Annotated in this window: 11 protein-coding genes; 7 read left to right on the top strand and 4 right to left on the bottom strand. The window is 59.6% G+C overall.

The features are described 5' to 3' along the window. Nucleotides 1–12: 12 nt before the first annotated feature. Both IPM54_23955 and IPM54_23950 read right to left on the bottom strand, forming a co-directional pair. Nucleotides 13–1,086 (bottom strand): OmpA family protein, encoded by a 1,074-nt coding sequence (locus IPM54_23955; GenBank protein MBK9262844.1) that lies wholly within the window; start codon nucleotides 1,084–1,086, stop codon nucleotides 13–15. Between the two features lie 138 nt (nucleotides 1,087–1,224). After that, nucleotides 1,225–1,956, bottom strand: coding sequence for a hypothetical protein (locus IPM54_23950; GenBank protein MBK9262843.1), 732 nt, complete (start codon nucleotides 1,954–1,956; stop codon nucleotides 1,225–1,227). Nucleotides 1,957–2,043: 87 nt separating this feature from the next. Between IPM54_23950 and IPM54_23945 the strand changes: the two genes are divergently transcribed. Next, entirely contained in the window at nucleotides 2,044–3,174 is a 1,131-nt protein-coding gene (locus IPM54_23945) for an aromatic ring-hydroxylating dioxygenase subunit alpha (GenBank protein ID MBK9262842.1), read from the top strand. Between the two features lies 1 nt (nucleotide 3,175). Here IPM54_23945 and IPM54_23940 read toward each other — a convergent pair whose 3' ends face one another. Beyond that, nucleotides 3,176–4,768, bottom strand: a complete 1,593-nt coding sequence (locus tag IPM54_23940) for a VWA domain-containing protein (GenBank protein MBK9262841.1) — start codon at nucleotides 4,766–4,768, stop codon at nucleotides 3,176–3,178. A gap of 288 nt (nucleotides 4,769–5,056) precedes the next feature. Between IPM54_23940 and IPM54_23935 the strand changes: the two genes are divergently transcribed. The 3 genes from IPM54_23935 (at nucleotide 5,057) to IPM54_23925 (ending at nucleotide 10,895) form a co-directional block, all read left to right on the top strand. Next, entirely contained in the window at nucleotides 5,057–6,898 is a 1,842-nt protein-coding gene (locus tag IPM54_23935; protein ID MBK9262840.1) for a VWA domain-containing protein, read from the top strand. Nucleotides 6,899–7,065: 167 nt separating this feature from the next. Continuing rightward, complete coding sequence (locus tag IPM54_23930) at nucleotides 7,066–9,531, top strand: aminopeptidase (GenBank protein MBK9262839.1); 2,466 nt, start codon at nucleotides 7,066–7,068, stop codon at nucleotides 9,529–9,531. A gap of 8 nt (nucleotides 9,532–9,539) precedes the next feature. Further along, nucleotides 9,540–10,895 (top strand): aminopeptidase, encoded by a 1,356-nt coding sequence (locus IPM54_23925; protein MBK9262838.1) that lies wholly within the window; start codon nucleotides 9,540–9,542, stop codon nucleotides 10,893–10,895. 3 nt (nucleotides 10,896–10,898) lie between these two features. On the opposite strand, the gene IPM54_23920 is transcribed toward IPM54_23925, so the two are convergent. Continuing rightward, the gene (locus IPM54_23920) at nucleotides 10,899–12,920 is read right to left on the bottom strand and encodes a hypothetical protein (protein MBK9262837.1); all 2,022 of its coding nucleotides are present in this window, start codon (nucleotides 12,918–12,920) and stop codon (nucleotides 10,899–10,901) included. A gap of 517 nt (nucleotides 12,921–13,437) precedes the next feature. Between IPM54_23920 and IPM54_23915 the strand changes: the two genes are divergently transcribed. From IPM54_23915 to IPM54_23905, 3 genes are all read left to right on the top strand, one after another. Further along, nucleotides 13,438–14,076, top strand: coding sequence for a tetratricopeptide repeat protein (locus tag IPM54_23915; GenBank protein ID MBK9262836.1), 639 nt, complete (start codon nucleotides 13,438–13,440; stop codon nucleotides 14,074–14,076). Continuing rightward, the gene (locus tag IPM54_23910) at nucleotides 14,069–14,308 is read left to right on the top strand and encodes a hypothetical protein (GenBank protein MBK9262835.1); all 240 of its coding nucleotides are present in this window, start codon (nucleotides 14,069–14,071) and stop codon (nucleotides 14,306–14,308) included. Before IPM54_23915 ends, IPM54_23910 begins: the two co-directional genes overlap by 8 nt. Before the next feature lie 74 nt (nucleotides 14,309–14,382). After that, nucleotides 14,383–15,402 carry a hypothetical protein gene (locus IPM54_23905; GenBank protein MBK9262834.1) on the top strand — a complete coding sequence of 340 codons (1,020 nt, stop codon included), beginning with the start codon at nucleotides 14,383–14,385 and terminating at the stop codon, nucleotides 15,400–15,402. Nucleotides 15,403–16,023 lie beyond the last annotated feature (621 nt).

Below are 16,023 nucleotides of genomic sequence, written 5' to 3'. Positions count from 1 at the left end.
AACGTTTCACGCTCAGGCGCCCCCTGCAGGCGTGACGGGAGGAGGCGTGGGATTGGTTGGTCCGGGGCTCGGCGCTTGAGATTGCGACAGCCCTGGCTTACGTTTGGTGGGATCGATTCCGGCGGCTTTGGCGCGCCAGCAGCCACGAGGTACGTCTTGCCAAACGCCGCTCACTTGCACGGCTTTGAGCAGCACGCGGCGATTGACGGGATCGTCGACTTCGTCCCCTCGATCGATGGCGGGGCAATATTCGCCATAACCAATGGGCACGAGCCGGTTTTCTTCGACACCTGCATCGACGAGCGCCTGCGCGACGGCTCGCGCACGCTTTTCCGTGAGGTTCACGTTGTAGTACTTGTCGCCTTTGGTGGACGCGTGTCCTTCGATTTCGAGGCGTTGGATTTGCGGGTATTGCTTCAAAATCTTGGCGATTTCGGCAATCGTCGGCCGGGCTTCCGGCTGTATTTCTGCCGAATCGAGCTGGAAATCGATTTTGCGTGTTTCGGGAATGACGATTTCGTGCGATTTATCGTCGTAAGCAACTTCGCCGGCGGCCTGGTCGGGACAACCGTCATCGTCACGATTGCCATTCATCGTTTCTTTTTCCGATGGGCACTTGTCGTGTACATCGGCTATGCCATCCCCATCCGTGTCGGGCGATGGACAACCATCGTTCGGATTCGGCGGCAAGTTGTCCTCGGCCTGCGCGGGACATGCGTCCTTTGCATTGGCCACGCCGTCTTGATCGGTATCGTCGGTGGGGCATCCATCCGTGGGGTTTGGCGGCGCACCGTCTTCTTTGGCATCGGGACAACGATCATCGGCCAGCAAAATTCCATCGTTGTCCGGGTCTGTGGCAGGACAGCCGTCGTTGGCTTTGGGCAGGATCCCGTCCTCGGGATCGTTGACGCATTGGTCGCTCATGTCCGAGATGCCATCACCATCGCGATCACCGCCGCTCTGAGCAAACGGGTCGTCATACACGGGCGTTTGGTAGGTCCCGCCGCCGCAGCCGATGAACGACGCGGGCAGCGCGAGCGCCAAAGCAGCGAGATGCGAAGGGCGAAGCAGAGATCTTGCATTCATGGTTTTGGAGTTCGTTCGAGGTACACGCCGCACGTGAGCCGCGCGAGGTTACTCGCAAAGACGAACGACGTAAAGAAAGATGCATCGGATTTTGCACCGAGGAGGGGCTCGGCGAGCAACGGGGATGCAGGACTCGCGTCAATTACACGCCATGCCGCAACCCATTCCGGCGCATTGGAATAGTGCTTGCACGACGGGCACGCCATTCGGATACATCGCGACGCACTGCTGCTGGCAGCCCATGTTCCCCATGCAAGCCTCATTGCAATCGATGAGCGGGAAGCATTCGGCATTGCCGAGGCATGCTTCGAGTTGCATTTCGCATTGTTGGGCCAAGCAAAGGTCGCACGCTTTGACTTGATCGGACCCCGGACAGGAGGGCGCGCAAAGTGTGCCGGCGCAGCTCGATGCAATGGTGAATTCGGCAAACCCTGCTGCATGCATCGCGTAACATCCGCTGGCACAATCGGGCATCATGGGCGGACAGGCTTGAATGCACCCAATGAGGCCCGTGCAATCCGCCTCGTCTTGGCAACCGCAATAGGCAAGGTTGCACTGGTCGAACAAGCAATCTCCACACGGATTGCCCGGTTTGGCACACGTCGGCCCTCCACCGCCCATGCCTCCAGCTCCCGCCATGCCGCCGCCCGCCCCGCCCGAGCCTCCAGCTCCGGCCATCCCGCCCATTCCACCCGCCCCGGCTGCTCCAGCCATGCCTCCCTCGCCACCAGCTCCACCGCCGCTCGAAGACGACGTTCCCGACGACGTCGTCGTCACGGTGCTTGCGACGTCGCTGCCGCAACCGCCGAGAACGACCGAAAGACCTGCTGCTACTGTGCCCAAGTAAAGAACGGAAATGGTTTTGTTCATGAACGATATGGATACCACGACCGCGGGTGATGTGTTCGAGGATTTTCATGCTTGCCAAAGGCCCCAAAACGCGGAACGCTTGCCGCGATGGGTCCCGACGCCAACGATGATTCTGCACCGCGCAACGATGACGCGCGCCTTGTGCCCGCCGAAAGCCTGCTCGCGCCACCTCGCGCAAAAGTCCGCGCCTCCGTAGCAAGGCTTCCAGGGCACTGGTTCATCGTGGCAGATTCGCGCGAGCTGGGTGAAGTCCCCATCGCGCGTACACTGCTCGGCGTGCCGCTCGTGCTGTTCCGCGACGGCGACGGAAAACCCGGAGCGTTGCTCGACCGTTGTCCACATCGTAACGTACCGTTATCGATTGGCGAAGTCGTCGAAGGGCAGCTTCAATGTCCTTATCACGGCTGGCGTTTCGATCGCAAAGGCACGTGCAAGTTCGTCCCGTCTCTGGTCGGGGGGTCGGTGAACAAAGCGCAGCATGCTCCAGGTTACGCCGCGATGGAATCCGACGGGTTTGTCTGGGTATATTCCACACCGAACGAAGAGCCCACCACCGTACCTTATGCGTTTCCTCGGCTGGGCAAGGGATACACGGCCGTGCGTAGGCGCGTCGAAGCGAATTCGACGATGCATGCAGCCCTCGAAAATGCGCTCGACGTGCCCCATACGCAATTTTTGCATCGCGGTCTTTTTCGGTCGAAACCGCGCGGCATTGAAATCACGGCGCACGTGACGCGCAGCCACGATCGAGTCGTTGCCGAATACATCGGCGAACCCAGGCCCACGGGAATCGTGGCGCGCATTCTGTCTCCCTCGGGCGGCGTCGTCACGCATTTCGATCGCTTCATTTTGCCGTCGATCGCGGAGGTAGAATACAAGATTGGCACAGAAAACCATTTTTATGTTTCTGCGGCGATGACGCCCGTGTCGGATTTTCTGACGCACATTTACGCCGTGGTCAGCTTCAAAGTGCGTATCTTTCCGGGTTGGCTGCTCGCGCCATTGCTCATGCCGTTGGGGCTCAAAGTGTTTGCCCAAGATGCCGAGCTGCTCGCTTTGCAAACGCGCAACATTCAGCGCTTCGGCGGCGAGCAATACGCGTCGACGGAAATCGACGTGCTCGGCAGGCACATCTGGCGGCTCATGCGGCAAGCGGAACGGGGGGATTCAGGCAAAAGCGACGAGCTTCACGAAGAAGACGTGAAGCTGGCGGTGTGATTTATTTATTGTTCGGGTGCGCTGCGATGAGCGACGCGATTTCTTTCAGCGCCGCGTCCGTGCTCGCTGGGTCGGCCGCTTTGATGAGCGCCAGCGCATCGTCGAATGCTTGCTTCGACGGCGCCTTCAGCGCTTCGGCATACGCCACGATGGCCTTCGCTTTCGGCAAACCCGCCTTTTGCGCCGAAAGCAAGTCACCCACGGTCATCGTCACCTCCGTTTGCTGATCCAAATACGCAAGCGGCGTCTTCCACTTGGCACGCACCGTAATCGTATCGGTCGGCTCGATGATGCTCGGGCTGCACGCCTTGAGCACCTGATTGAAAATCATCGCGTCGCTCGGCGCAAGATGTTGCGGCTCGATCTCCTTGGGATCGCCCGAATACTCTTCCCCGTAGAACTTGTGCATCTGGAAATACCACGGCATCGTGAGCTCGATTTGAACCCCGCGCGCAGCCACTTCCATCACTTCGTCGAAACGATCCACGAACATGTGCGTCGCTTCGCCAAGATTGTCCAAGTATACGTATGCGCCACGACCCTTGTCCGTGACCACATCCATGAGCTGATCCGAGTACGAAAGGGCCGAACCGGCGCCGATACCGACCAAATAAATGCCCTCCTTGTCTGCATCTTGCGACTTCAGACCAATCAAATCCGAGCTCGTCACGCCCACGTTCGCCCCGCCATCGCTGATGAGAATGACGCGATTGAGCCGCGTCGATCCATAATGCTTCTCCGCAAGCTGGTAGCCTTTCACGAGCCCGCTGTGCAAATCGGTCCCGCCGCTCGCTTCGAGTGCATTCGCTTGCGCCAATACCTGCGCATCGTTCGGTCCCGTCACGACCCGGCCATCCAAGACGATGTTATTCGACGTGTTCCACGTGACCATATTGACGATATCGCCTTCGGTGAGGCTTTGTGCAATGGCCTTGACCGCCGCGCGCTCGCGTTCGATCCCGGGTCCGCCCATGGAGCCCGATGTATCCAGGACAAACGTGATCGTCATGGGCCGTCGAGGCTTTACGGCGTCGAAGGACCGCACCCCAATTTGGAAGTCGAATTCGCCGGGCACCGCGGTCGCATCGAGCTCGGGGAAGAGCGCCAATTTACCCACTTCGGGAGCAGGATACGCGACGTTGTAATAATTCAAGAATTCGTACGTCCGAACCTCGGTCGGATAAGGCGACACGCCGAGACCGATCAATTCGCGAACGTGCGCTGGCGATGCCATCGAATTCGAGTCGTCGGCCGAAAGATAAAGGATGACGGGCTTTGTTTGATCGAGCTCGTCACACGTGACTTGACCCGCGTCCGCGCCCGCATCCGGTGGACCGTCGGGCGGCGGCGGAGGCGGCGGCGGTTCACCCGCACCCGATCCCGTACCTTGAAAACCGCCTCCGCCACTTCCGCCGCCATTCCACCCCGACGACGAGCTCCCGCTGACGTTACCCGAATTATTCGAACCGCCCGATCCTTCCCCGTCCCATGCGCCGTCATGGGAGCTGTCAGCAGAACAGGCGATCAAACCAACAGTCCCCGCCACGAAGGCGAACGCAAAGAGTGCAATGGATGAACGCGAATAGCTTCTCATAGGGACCTCCAAGATGGACACGGCGTAAGTGCAATCCGCATGCCCTGGGCACTTCACTGCAAATGACCATTGACGCAATGAATCGAACGTAACACGCATGGCGCAATGTGGCACACGGTCGGAATGCAAAGGCATGCTCGATACAGCCGCGAGCGGACGGAGCACATTCGTCATGCTCGCGTCGGATCCCGATTTTATGTTCGAGTCGATTCATGATAAAGGTTTCGCCATTGAGGGCGCCATGGCCGCCAACCGGCGGCGGATCACGCGTCCCGAGGGGTATCTGACGTGAAAGCCACCTATGCACTGAGTCAACCGACGATTGTCGTCGGCGAAACGACCAAGGTCTCGCTCGTCATCCGCTTCGGCGCCGATGGCAAAAAGGAAGATGTTCCGCGACGGAAACTGAACGTGAGTCTCGTGCTCGATCGGTCGGGATCCATGGGTGGCACGCCACTGCGCCAAGCCATCAAGGCCGCGCAAGCGGTCGTTGGCGAAATGGCCGACGAAGACTTGCTCAGCGTGGTCATTTACGACGATGACGTCGACACGATCGTTCCGCATGCCAATGTCAAGGACAAGAAAGCCATTCAGCAGCGCATTGGCAACGTGCGCGCGGGTGGCTGCACGAACCTCGCCGGCGGGTGGCTCGAAGGCATCAAACACGTCAAACAGCATGCCAAGCCCGATGAAGTCAATCGCGTGCTGCTCCTCACGGACGGTCAAGCGAACATGGGCATTACCGATCCCGCGGTGCTCAAGAAAACGGCCGGTGAAAAAGCGCGCGAAGGCGTCGTCACCACCACGCTCGGGTTCGGTTCCGGCTTCAATGAAGATCTCTTGATTGGCATGGCGCGAGAAGCCGAGGGCAACTTCTACTTCATCGAATCGCCGGAAGACGTGGAGCAGGTTTTCAAGATCGAGCTCGAAGGTTTGTCCTCGGTCGTCGGGCAAAACCTCTTGGTCAAAGTTCGTCCGGGCGAACATGTCGAACATGGCTGGGTGCTCAACAAGTACCGCACGGAAGAAAAGGGTGACGAGCTTCAGGTGAAGCTGGGCGACGTGTACGCGGTCGAAGAAAAAGTATTGGCGTTGGAGCTTCAGGTGAAGGCGCCGGCGAAGTCGGGGTCGGTAGCGCTCGCGCGGATTTCCTATGGATTCCAAGCGGTCGTGGATGGGTCGATCAAGGACCTGACGGGCGAATTCGTCGTTACGGCCGATATCGGTACGGCGGAAGAAGCTGCGGCAGCGACGCAAGATTTGAAGGTCGTCGGGGAAGCTCGACGTCTTGAAATCGCGAAGGCGAAAGACGAAGCGGTCGAGCTTGCGGACAAGGGCGATCACAAGACGGCCGGTCAGAAATTGCGCAAGATCGCCGACGATTTGCGCCAGAGCCCGCTGGCGAATCAATTCGAGTTTGCCGAGGAAATCGATCAACTCGAACATTTTGCCGATCGTTTGGAGAAGCGAGCTTTCGACGGCGTGCTCCGCAAGGAATTGCGCGATCAATCGTATCAGGCCGGGACGCGTAATCGCGGAGATCTGGCGCAACGCGGTACGACGGGCGGATCGTCGGCGAGTTTGCAGACCGTCACGAGCGCCGATGGTGGCATCGTATTGAAGTGCGAAAAGGAAGGCGGCAAGCTGCGCATCAAGGTGGTATCCGACGGATTCGACCACGGCAAGAACGTGCAGTTCCCGCGTGCCATTCGCGAAGAGGGCGTGTCGTATTTGGTCGATCAGGTCGTGACGAGCGCCGACGGGAGCTTTTATCGCGTTCAAGGCAACATTCGGCGCCTCTTGCGGCCCGGTGAAACGGTTGTGCCGGCGGGTGGTGGAAGCCGGCGTTCATCGAGCGCTGGGTCGTCGAAGGCTGCAAAGACGCCGGCGACGGCGGCGGATTTGCCGACGTGCACCGATATCGGCACAGGAATCTTGGTGCAATGCGTGCCTGAAGGGAAAAAGCTACGCGCACGCGTGGTTTCTGACGGGTTCGACCCGAACTACAACATTCGTTTCCCGCGCAGCATTCGCGAGCTTGGCGTGCTGTACGTATGCGAATCCGTCGTCGAAGCGGCGGGTGGCGGTTCGTACGTGGCGTCGGGCGAGATCAAGCGCCTGATCCAGTAAGGTCGAACCAATTTTGCGCATCCCCGCGGGTCGCTGCACGATCCGCGCAAATGCCGATTCACAAATCGTGCAATACGATTGCTCAATTGGAGTAATCCGTCCCATTCTTCGCCCATAAAGTCCTTGGATGCGCGTCGGCACGCCCGATGCTACCGTATCCAATCGTCATGAAACTTCTTCGCCTTGCCCTCCCCTTCTCTGCCGCATTGCTTCTTTCGGCCTGTGGTCACGACCGCGGCAGCCGAAGTTACGACGTCGAACGATACGACCTCGATGCCGAATACGATTGGCAAAGAAGCCGCCTCGTCGCAACGGTACGCATCACGCTCGCCCCAACGGAGAACGCCCTTACCGGCCTCGAGCTGGATAGTTCCGTCGACGTCCAAGCAGTGCGCATCGAAGGCGTTGGCGAGGTCGACTTCGAGATGGAACCGGAAAAGCGTTTGTGGGTGTCGCTCGACGACGTGCAAGCAAAAAAGAATACGCCCATCGTTCTATCCATCGACTACGAGGCGGCTCCGAGCGACAACCTGCGCCCCATTGGCAAGCGCGAAGGCGATCCGATCGACATTCGCGCCGTGTTCACCGATTCCGAGCCCGACGGCGTGCGTCAATGGATGCCCTCGCATGACGCTCCTTCCGACCGCGCGCTTTTTTCTGCGGGACTACGCGTCGCTCCACACGAAACACTCATCGCCAATGGAACACTCGTGACCGACGAAAATCGAGGTTCGTCACGGTACATGCGTTACGAAACGGCGTATCCATTGCCACCGTACCTCATGGCGTTTGCCGTCTCCGAATTCGACGTGCATGCCACGAAACATGGCGATGTGCCCATCGAAGTTTGGCACCGCAAAGGTTTGCCCGGGGATCATGCCACGATGGCATCGGAGCTCGCCCGAATGACCGGCGAAATGGAAAAACTCTTCGGTCCCTACCCCTTCGAGCGTTATGCGCTGGTGCTTCTGCCTGGGCACATGTCCGGAGGCATGGAGAATGCCGGAATCAGTTTTCAACGGGAAACATCGAGCACGGCGCCGGGGCTTTATGGCGACTTGGGCCTCGCCGCCCACGAGCTTGCGCATCAATGGTTTGGTGACCTCGTTTCGATCAAAACGTGGGACGATTTGTGGATCAAAGAAGGCATGGCGACGCTGCTCGAAGAAGAGCTCGTGCGTTCCCACATCGATGCAAGTGGTGCAGGAACGCTGAATGGCCATGCGTTTTACGTGGTGGATGGGCAAGCGGTATGGGCTCCGGAAAAACTGCCCAACAACAAATACGACTCGGGGCCTTATGGGCGATCCGCTTGGTTTTTTACGCAAATTCGCAAAGTCGTTGGAGATGAAACGTTTTTCGGTACGCTTCGCGACCTGCTGGAAAAGCACCGAATGGGCAACATCGGCACGGAAGACGTGGTGCAAGCATTTGCGCCCCATTTCGAGCCGCTCGGCGCGGACAAACTCCGGCAAGCATTGTCAGCTCGAGCATTGCCCCGGATCTTGGTATCGGAAGCCGACGCAACGATAACGGTGACCGACGCCGAAGGCGCATTGCTCGCGCCCGTCCAATATGAATGGGTTGCTCCGGACGGTACTCGGCGCAGGAAAACGGTTCTTCGCGGCGAACTGAATGCGGTCGAATCGATTGACCCGCAAGAACTGCTCGTGCTCGACCCCGACGACGTTCACCCGCCATGGGAAATCTTTGCAGTCGACAACGAATTGCCTGATTTCCTCGTTTCGAGGACCATACCGTCGACGTCGGAACAGCTTGCCACATTTCTCACGCTGCCCGGCGTGCATCAGGCCCGCGCACTCGCCGTGGCAGACGGTGCCCAATTGCCCATCGATCCGACGAACCTTGCCACATTTTTGAATGAATTGCATTCGGATGCAGCGCAAGCCGTGGCCCTCGAACGAGCTTGCGAAGCAGCCATTGCATTGCCGGATCCCGCCTGGTCCGATACGATACGAAGTGCGTTCACCACACTGCCAAAACCATTCGGTCTATCGTACATATCATCGTACGAAGCCTGCACCGAAGTCATTGGCGCAGCGGAACCCTGGGCGAATGAATGGTCGAAGCTGTACGACGGGCTCCCCAATGCGGACATTTCTGACGAACGTTTGTTTTTCCTTTCGCGATTCGACGTCGACCGCAAAGACGTTTGGCCGATCGTTCTCGACAATGCAGGCTCCTTGCGCGCTCGGCAATTGGCGGCTGGTCGCATCCACGCTGTGCTGGGCAATCATGATTTGTTCGTGGAGTGGTCACGGACCATCGATGCCGCCGAGATCCTGCGTTCGAATTTGTTGTACCGCCTCGGAAGCACGACGCGTCAATGGAAGACGGAATGGTCCTACGGGGACCCGACCGGTCAAGCTGCATTCGAGGCCGGTCTCGGAGCGCTCGCCGCCGTTTTGAAAAAGGACGTCACGCGGCCTGCGCACACGTATGCAATCTGCACGGTGCGCAACCTGATGTGGGATTGGAAGATCGTTGGCGACACGGAGAGATTGGTGTTCGACCAAAAGCGCTGGAACAAATTCGTTGCGGATATCAAAGGTGCTCCGCTGTCCGTTCGAGCAGCCGATATTTCAATGAACCCGGACCTTTGCGCCAACTGAGGAGTCCCATGCTTCGCTCGATACTCCTTTTGCTCGTCTCCACGCAGCTCGTCGCCTGCACCGAACCGGACGCCGAGCCCGATCTCGATATCCTGGAGCGCCTGCAAGCGATTCCGGGCATGGAGGCCGCAGAAGGAACCTCCCCGTTCGAGGGATACCGATACATCGTCATGTTTTACGACCAACCCGCGGATCACGATGCGCCGTCGTCGCCGCATTTCGAGCAGCTAATTCTATTGCTGCACAAGGACGAAGCGGCGCCGATGGTGCTTGGCACGTCGGGGTATTCCGCCTCAAAACCTCGAATTCGCGAGCCCGCGCAACTTCTGGGAGCCAATCAGCTTTGGGTGGAGCAACGCTTCTTCGAGCCCTCGCGGCCCCATCCCGCCGATTGGTCACTCCTCACCATCGAACAAGCCGCGGCCGATCATCATCGCATCGTAGAAGCTCTCAAACCGATTTATTCGGGCAAGTGGATTTCGGCGGGCGCGAGCAAAGGCGGAATGACGTCCGTGTATCACCGGCGGTTTTACCCGGACGACGTCGATGGGACCATCGCGTACGTGGCTCCGCACAGCTTCGGCACACCGGATCCGCGGTATCTGGATTTCGTCGCGGGCTTGGGTGAACCGGATTGCCGCGCCAAACTCATGGATTTCCAGCGCGAAGTGTTGACGAGACGCACGGCCATGCTGGAGCGCCAAGCGAATGCGGCGGCCTCCGAAGGCATGAAGTTCGATTTGCTCGGCGCGGACAAGGCATTCGAAACGGCAGCCGTGGAACTCGTCTTCACGTTTTGGCAATACTTCGATGCAAGCCTTTGCCCGAACGTGCCCACGGCAGCCTCGACGGACGATGAAGTGTGGGGGTTCCTGCATGAAATCGCTTCGCCACTTTTGTGGTCGGATCCGAATGTTCTGGCCTACGAGCCTTATTATTGGCAAGCGGCGGTGGAGCTTGGATACCCGGCGCTCGAAGAAGGGCACATCGCCGATTTGATGCAATACCCGGGGATCGATGTACCATCGACGTACATCGTTCAGGATCCGGGAAAAACGCCCACGTTCGACCCTTCGGCCATGAAAGACATTTCGGATTGGTTATCGACTCAGGGGGAACGATTTTTGTTCGTGTACGGGGCAAACGATCCTTACACGGCGGCCGCATTCGACCCGGGTGCGGCCAAGGATTCGTACGTTTTCGTCATTCCAGGGGAAAACCATTCCGCGAGCCTTCTCGACCTTGCGGAAACGGATCGAAACGTGGCATTCGACGCGCTCGAAAGGTGGACCGGCGTGGCACCGGTCGTGCCTTCGGGGCAGGCGCTCGAGGTTCAGGAGGGGCCGCGCTGGGAAAGGTGGTAAGTTTTACTTGGCGAGCTTCATGATGTTGCCGCCTTGAATTTGCGTCCAGTAAATGCTGTTGGCGTCGTCGACGACTGCATTCGGACTTTGCTGCCCTGTGGCGAGCGTCTTGGGCACGCCGCCATGGATGGATACGCGTTTGATGGTGCCGTCGGGACCGTTCGGCCAATACACGTGGGTCGAATCGACTGCAATGAGAATCAGGTTGGACAAGTGTCCGATTTGTTGACTCGATGCGAGGGTCACGGGAATATTGCCGGGACAGCCGCCGAGGGGGCATTTCAGGAGCGTATCGGCGCCATTGCCAACCACATTGACCCAATACGCGCTCGTCGCATCCACGGAAATGGCGGTCGGGCGCGTTTGTCCCGAAGCAATCGTCAACGGAACACCACCATCGATGGGGACTTTCATCACCGTTGCGTTGTTGCTCCCGAAAAACCCGTTGACCCAATACACATAGTCCGCGTCGACGGCGAGGCCGAGTGGGGTTGGTTGGGCCGAGGCCAGGACCGTCGGCACGCCGCCCGCAATCGGGACTTTCATGACGGTACCGCCATAATTGGTCCAGTAAACATGCGTCGCGTCGACGGCGATATTCAGGGGCGAGCCTTGTGCGCTCGCGAGGATCGTCGAATTTCCTCCACCAATCGGTGCCTTGTATACATTGCCCCCCGAAGTCGCCACCCAATACACGTTGGTGGAATCAACGGCGACCCCGGCAGGTCCGGATATCCCCGAGGCAAGCGTCGTTGGAGCTCCGCCGCCAATGGGGGCTTTCATGACCGTGCCATTGGTGGCGCTCGTCCAATACACATGCGTCGCATCGACGTCAATGCCGGACGGTTGACCCTGTCCCGAGGCGATTTTCACGGGCTGGCATTCGCCGCCTTGGCACAATCCGCCGAGGCAATCGTGGCCGCAAACGCCGCAATTCGCGCTGTCGGCCTTCAAGTTCACGCACGCGCCGCCGCACATGCTTTCGGTACAGGTGCACGCGCCGCTCACGCAATGAGGTGCCGGTTGCGAGCACGCTTCTTCGCCTTGCCACATGCCCATCGAATCGCACGTGGCAGGCGCCGAGCCGAAACACGTTTTCGAATCCGGAACGCACATTCCGCTGCATTTGCCGTCGGCGCATACGAATGGACAGATCGGTTCATCTTGCCAAACACCTTCGCTCGTGCACGTGCGGGGTACGTTTCCGCTGCACTCCTGCGCGCCGGGTATGCAATTGCCGCCGCACTGCGCATTGATGCACGCAAACGGACACGCCTCGATCATTTGCCACGTTCCACTTGCATCGCACGTTTGCACCACCGTGCCGTCGCAACGCATTTCATTGGGCGAGCATTGGACGCAATTCCCATCGAGGCAGAGGGGGTTATTGCTTGAACAAGCCGCGCCCGATTGCCACGACCCGGCTTCATCGCATATTTGGGGCACGTTGTCGACGCATTGCTTCGATGTGGGTACGCAAATGCCGGTGCACAATCCATTCACGCATCCGAATGGGCACGCCATGGTATCTTGCCAGACGCCATTTTCATCGCACGTCTGTGCCGTGCTGCCGTCACAACGCACCGACGATGCCGCACACGCTGCGCATGCACCATCGACGCACACGGGCGTCGCGCCCGAACACGGCGCCCCATATTGCCAATTCCCGGTCGTATCGCAGGTCCGCGGCGTATTGGCCCCACATTCTTTGACTCCAGGCGAACACGCAACGCACACGCCGTCCAGGCACGCTGGAGTCGCTCCGCCACACGGTTCATTCGCGAGCACCCATTCTCCAGCAACACAGCTCCGGCGAGTATGCCCGTCACAACCTTGCGTGCCGTCCACGCAACCGACGTCGCCACCGCCTTCGCCCCCTCCCCCGGCGGCTCCGTCGGCCCCGGCGTCGCTTTGCGCAACGTAAATCGTATTGCTTTCGCCGTCACACGCAGCGAAAAAAGCCATGGGCACGATGCCCAATGGCACCAAGAACAACCATTCCCTACGAATCTGTTTCATCATCATGAATCTTTCGGTAAGTCGCCGATCTGGCGATTGTTGAAATGCGTGAAAGCGGCCAGCGTGCAAGAGACACGACCGACGGGTACGTTGTCAATGCACGATGACGACGCAGCACGATATCGTATCGATCTGCGCTCGAAAGGTGGACCGGCGCGGCACCGATCATACCGTCCTGACAGGCGCTCGAGGTTCGCGAGGGGCCGCTTTCGAGAGCGCCCTCGGAGAAACACTTTACTGCCAGGAAAACCATCCCCCATCGCGCATTTTTTGGACTACCCTCACGGTCACTCATGTCTCGCCCTGCCAAACGCCCCGCAAAACCCGCTGCAAAAAAATCCGCACCGAAAGCTCGATCGGTCACCGTGTCGAAGCCCAAAACGCTCGACTGGAAAGTTTTGAACGATCGCGGCAGTGACCGCACGATCGCCGGAAACTCGACAGCGCAATCGCCGACTTCGACGCCGCGATAGAGCTTGCTCGAAAGGCGCTTCCGCGTTACAATCGGGGCCTTGCCAAGTTTTTGGGCGGCGACGTCGCGGCCGCGATCGATGACTTCACCACGGTGATCGACATCGACCCCGAGTTTGTCCCGGCGTACGAACGGCGCGGCGCAGCACGACAAAACCTCGATGACCTCGATGGCGCGCTCGCGGATTTCGATACGGCGCTACGCATCACACCGGACAATCCAGACACGCTCACGGAACGCGCCACGGTGCGAGCTTTGCGTTCGGACTTCGACGGCGCCGTGCACGATGTGGAACGCGCGCTCTCGATTGCCCCGAAGGATTGGGCAATGCGCGACGACGCCGAAGAAATGCTGCGTGCAATGCGCAAAGCGAAGGACAACGGGGGGCACGAACATCCCGCCGCAGCGCTCGAATCACATGCACACGACGAACCTCGAGAGCTACCGACGACGGTGATCGAACACGCGCTCTCGGAAGCGGGGTTTCCATATTCACGCGAAGACGATGGGCAAGGCGAGGTCGACTATCTCACGCCGATGAGCGACGGAAAGGTCATGGAGGCTTGCGTCATCCGTTTGTCCGAGCCGCTCGACAGGCTCGTGCTCTACGTCCTCTTTCGTCCGAAGGCGAAGAAGAGCATCGCATGGAGCTTTGTGAGTTCGTCGCTGAAACAATTACGGAATGGGTGATGGCAACTTCGAAATGGACGTCGACGAAGGTTCGGTTCGTTTCAAAGTGGCCCTCGACTTCACGGGAATTTCGCTGAAAACGGCGCTCGTACGCAACATGATCGTCGATGCGATGAGCACCATCGAAGTGTACGAAGATGCGCTTGCGCGTGTGATCGCGGGCAAAGCGAAAGCGAAGGCGGCGCTGCAAGCGGCAGAACAAGCAGCAATGCAACGAGGTGCGCTCCAGTGAACGGCTTCGGGACGAGCGTCTGTTCTTGGTCCGGCGTACGAGGCATGCAAAAGTAGGCGCCGGAGGAAGTTCGATTGGCTGCCCCTCGCGATGGCTACCTTGCCGTGTTCACTTCGGCCCGCAGTGATGCTGGGCGTGCGATGGCCTTGGCCAACATCGCTGCACTGCTTGCGCAACGCGGGGACAGGGTTCTCGTCATCGACCTCGCGGTCGATTCACCCACGCTAGCCCGCTACTTCCCGGATGCATCCAAGCGTCGCGTTGCAGGCGCGACGGGCCGCGCACGCGTCGCATCGGGTGTCGTCGACTTGCTCGCACTCGTGCGCGAAGGTGCGCGGCGTATGCCTCCGGGTCGAACGATGACTCGAACCACGGGGACGGGCCTGGCGCATGAGCTCGTCGAGCGCGTTTTCGATTTGAGTGAAAGCGCGGTGCGACGCGTGAACGTGCGGTATCCAGGTTTGCCCGACGAACGCATGGTTGAGCTGCATTTCATGCCGGTCGGTGGCGACGATGCTCCACACGAACGCGCACAGCCTTTCGAGTCGCTCGACTTGTTTCCCGGGGTGCTCGAAGATCGCGACGGCGCTGCGCAGCCGCTACGACGCAGTGCTTCATCGATGCGCCCACGGGCGAGGTGGAGACGACGGCGGTGCTCATCTCGCACCTCGCGGACAAACTCGTCTTTCTGGTGGACGACGCGTCTCTCGAGGAAGCGATCGGAGCTTGCGTCGTGGGCTCATGGTCGAAGGTCACTCGCGTCGACCGATCGCACGCTGAACATGTTTCCGCTCTTGATGCACGTTCCCGATGGTGCTGCAGGCAAGGCGTTCGTGGACGAGGCCAAGCCGCGACTCGAAGCGTTTTTCATTCGACGTTGGGTCTGTCGTCGGTCGATCTGTCGCTGTACGTGGAGCTTGCGCAGATTCCGCAGCGCGCGCTTCGATCGCAATCGCAAAGACTCGCCGTGGAAGTGGAGCCGACGTCGAATGCTCAAGGCGCTTCACACGCGTTTTTCCGCTTCGTGCAGTGTTTGTCGAAGTCGAACCCGGTCCGCGTGGGAGCGCGAGCGCGACCGATGTCTGCGGACTTGATGTCGGCCATCGAAGCGCGACGAATCACGCCGCCTGCCTTACCCGAGGTCACGGGCTCGCGGCCCTCGGCGACGCCACCGACGCCCACGCGAACGCCCATAGCACGTGAGGAACAACTGCGTGCGTCGAGGTTCGATGCGCCAGCCGCACCCAAACCAGGTTCGAAGCATGCCGAGCGGCTTGCGGAAGCGATGGCGCTACGTGCCCACGGGCGAAATGCGGAAGCCGCGAAGATTTGCGCCGCGATCGTGCGGGAAGCGGTGCGTGACGAACGTGGGAGCAAAGAAACGGCCAAGGCGCTGCTCGCGTTGGGTGACTTGTCCGCGCAATCGGAGACGGGTGAATACGACGAGATCGTTCACCGATTTCACGATCGGCGACTCGATGATCCGGAGATGTTCGAGTGTGTGATTCAGGCGCATTACCGTCGTGGTAAACGTCACGCGGCGCGCGAGCGATTTGCGCTGGCAACCGACAGCTTGATGGCCGTCGTCGAGATTGCGCGCGAGTGGAAGTTTGCGAACGTGCCGTCGTTCGACTTGCGTGCGCTTGCAGCAGATGCCGCACTGTCGCTCGCGGTCATCTCCATCGAACGCGGTGACGACGCACGCGCCTTGCATG

It is taken from the genome of Polyangiaceae bacterium (assembly GCA_016715885.1).
Lineage (GTDB): Bacteria > Myxococcota_A > Polyangia > Polyangiales > Polyangiaceae > Polyangium.
The sequence above is the reverse complement of the archived record's forward strand: the minus strand, read 5'-3'. Positions and strand labels throughout refer to the sequence as shown.

Bases quoted from the DNA above. Each gene is read 5' to 3' on its own strand.
- IPM54_23955 (MBK9262844.1), bottom strand. From the start codon at position 1,086: ATGAATGCAAGATCTCTGCTTCGCCCTTCGCATCTCGCTGCTTTGGCG.
- IPM54_23910 (MBK9262835.1), top strand. From the start codon at position 14,069: ATGGGTGATGGCAACTTCGAAATGGACGTCGACGAAGGTTCGGTTCGT.
- IPM54_23950 (MBK9262843.1), bottom strand. From the start codon at position 1,956: ATGAACAAAACCATTTCCGTTCTTTACTTGGGCACAGTAGCAGCAGGT.
- IPM54_23945 (MBK9262842.1), top strand. From the start codon at position 2,044: ATGGGTCCCGACGCCAACGATGATTCTGCACCGCGCAACGATGACGCG.
- IPM54_23925 (MBK9262838.1), top strand. From the start codon at position 9,540: ATGCTTCGCTCGATACTCCTTTTGCTCGTCTCCACGCAGCTCGTCGCC.
- IPM54_23930 (MBK9262839.1), top strand. From the start codon at position 7,066: ATGAAACTTCTTCGCCTTGCCCTCCCCTTCTCTGCCGCATTGCTTCTT.
- IPM54_23920 (MBK9262837.1), bottom strand. From the start codon at position 12,920: ATGATGATGAAACAGATTCGTAGGGAATGGTTGTTCTTGGTGCCATTG.
- IPM54_23940 (MBK9262841.1), bottom strand. From the start codon at position 4,768: ATGAGAAGCTATTCGCGTTCATCCATTGCACTCTTTGCGTTCGCCTTC.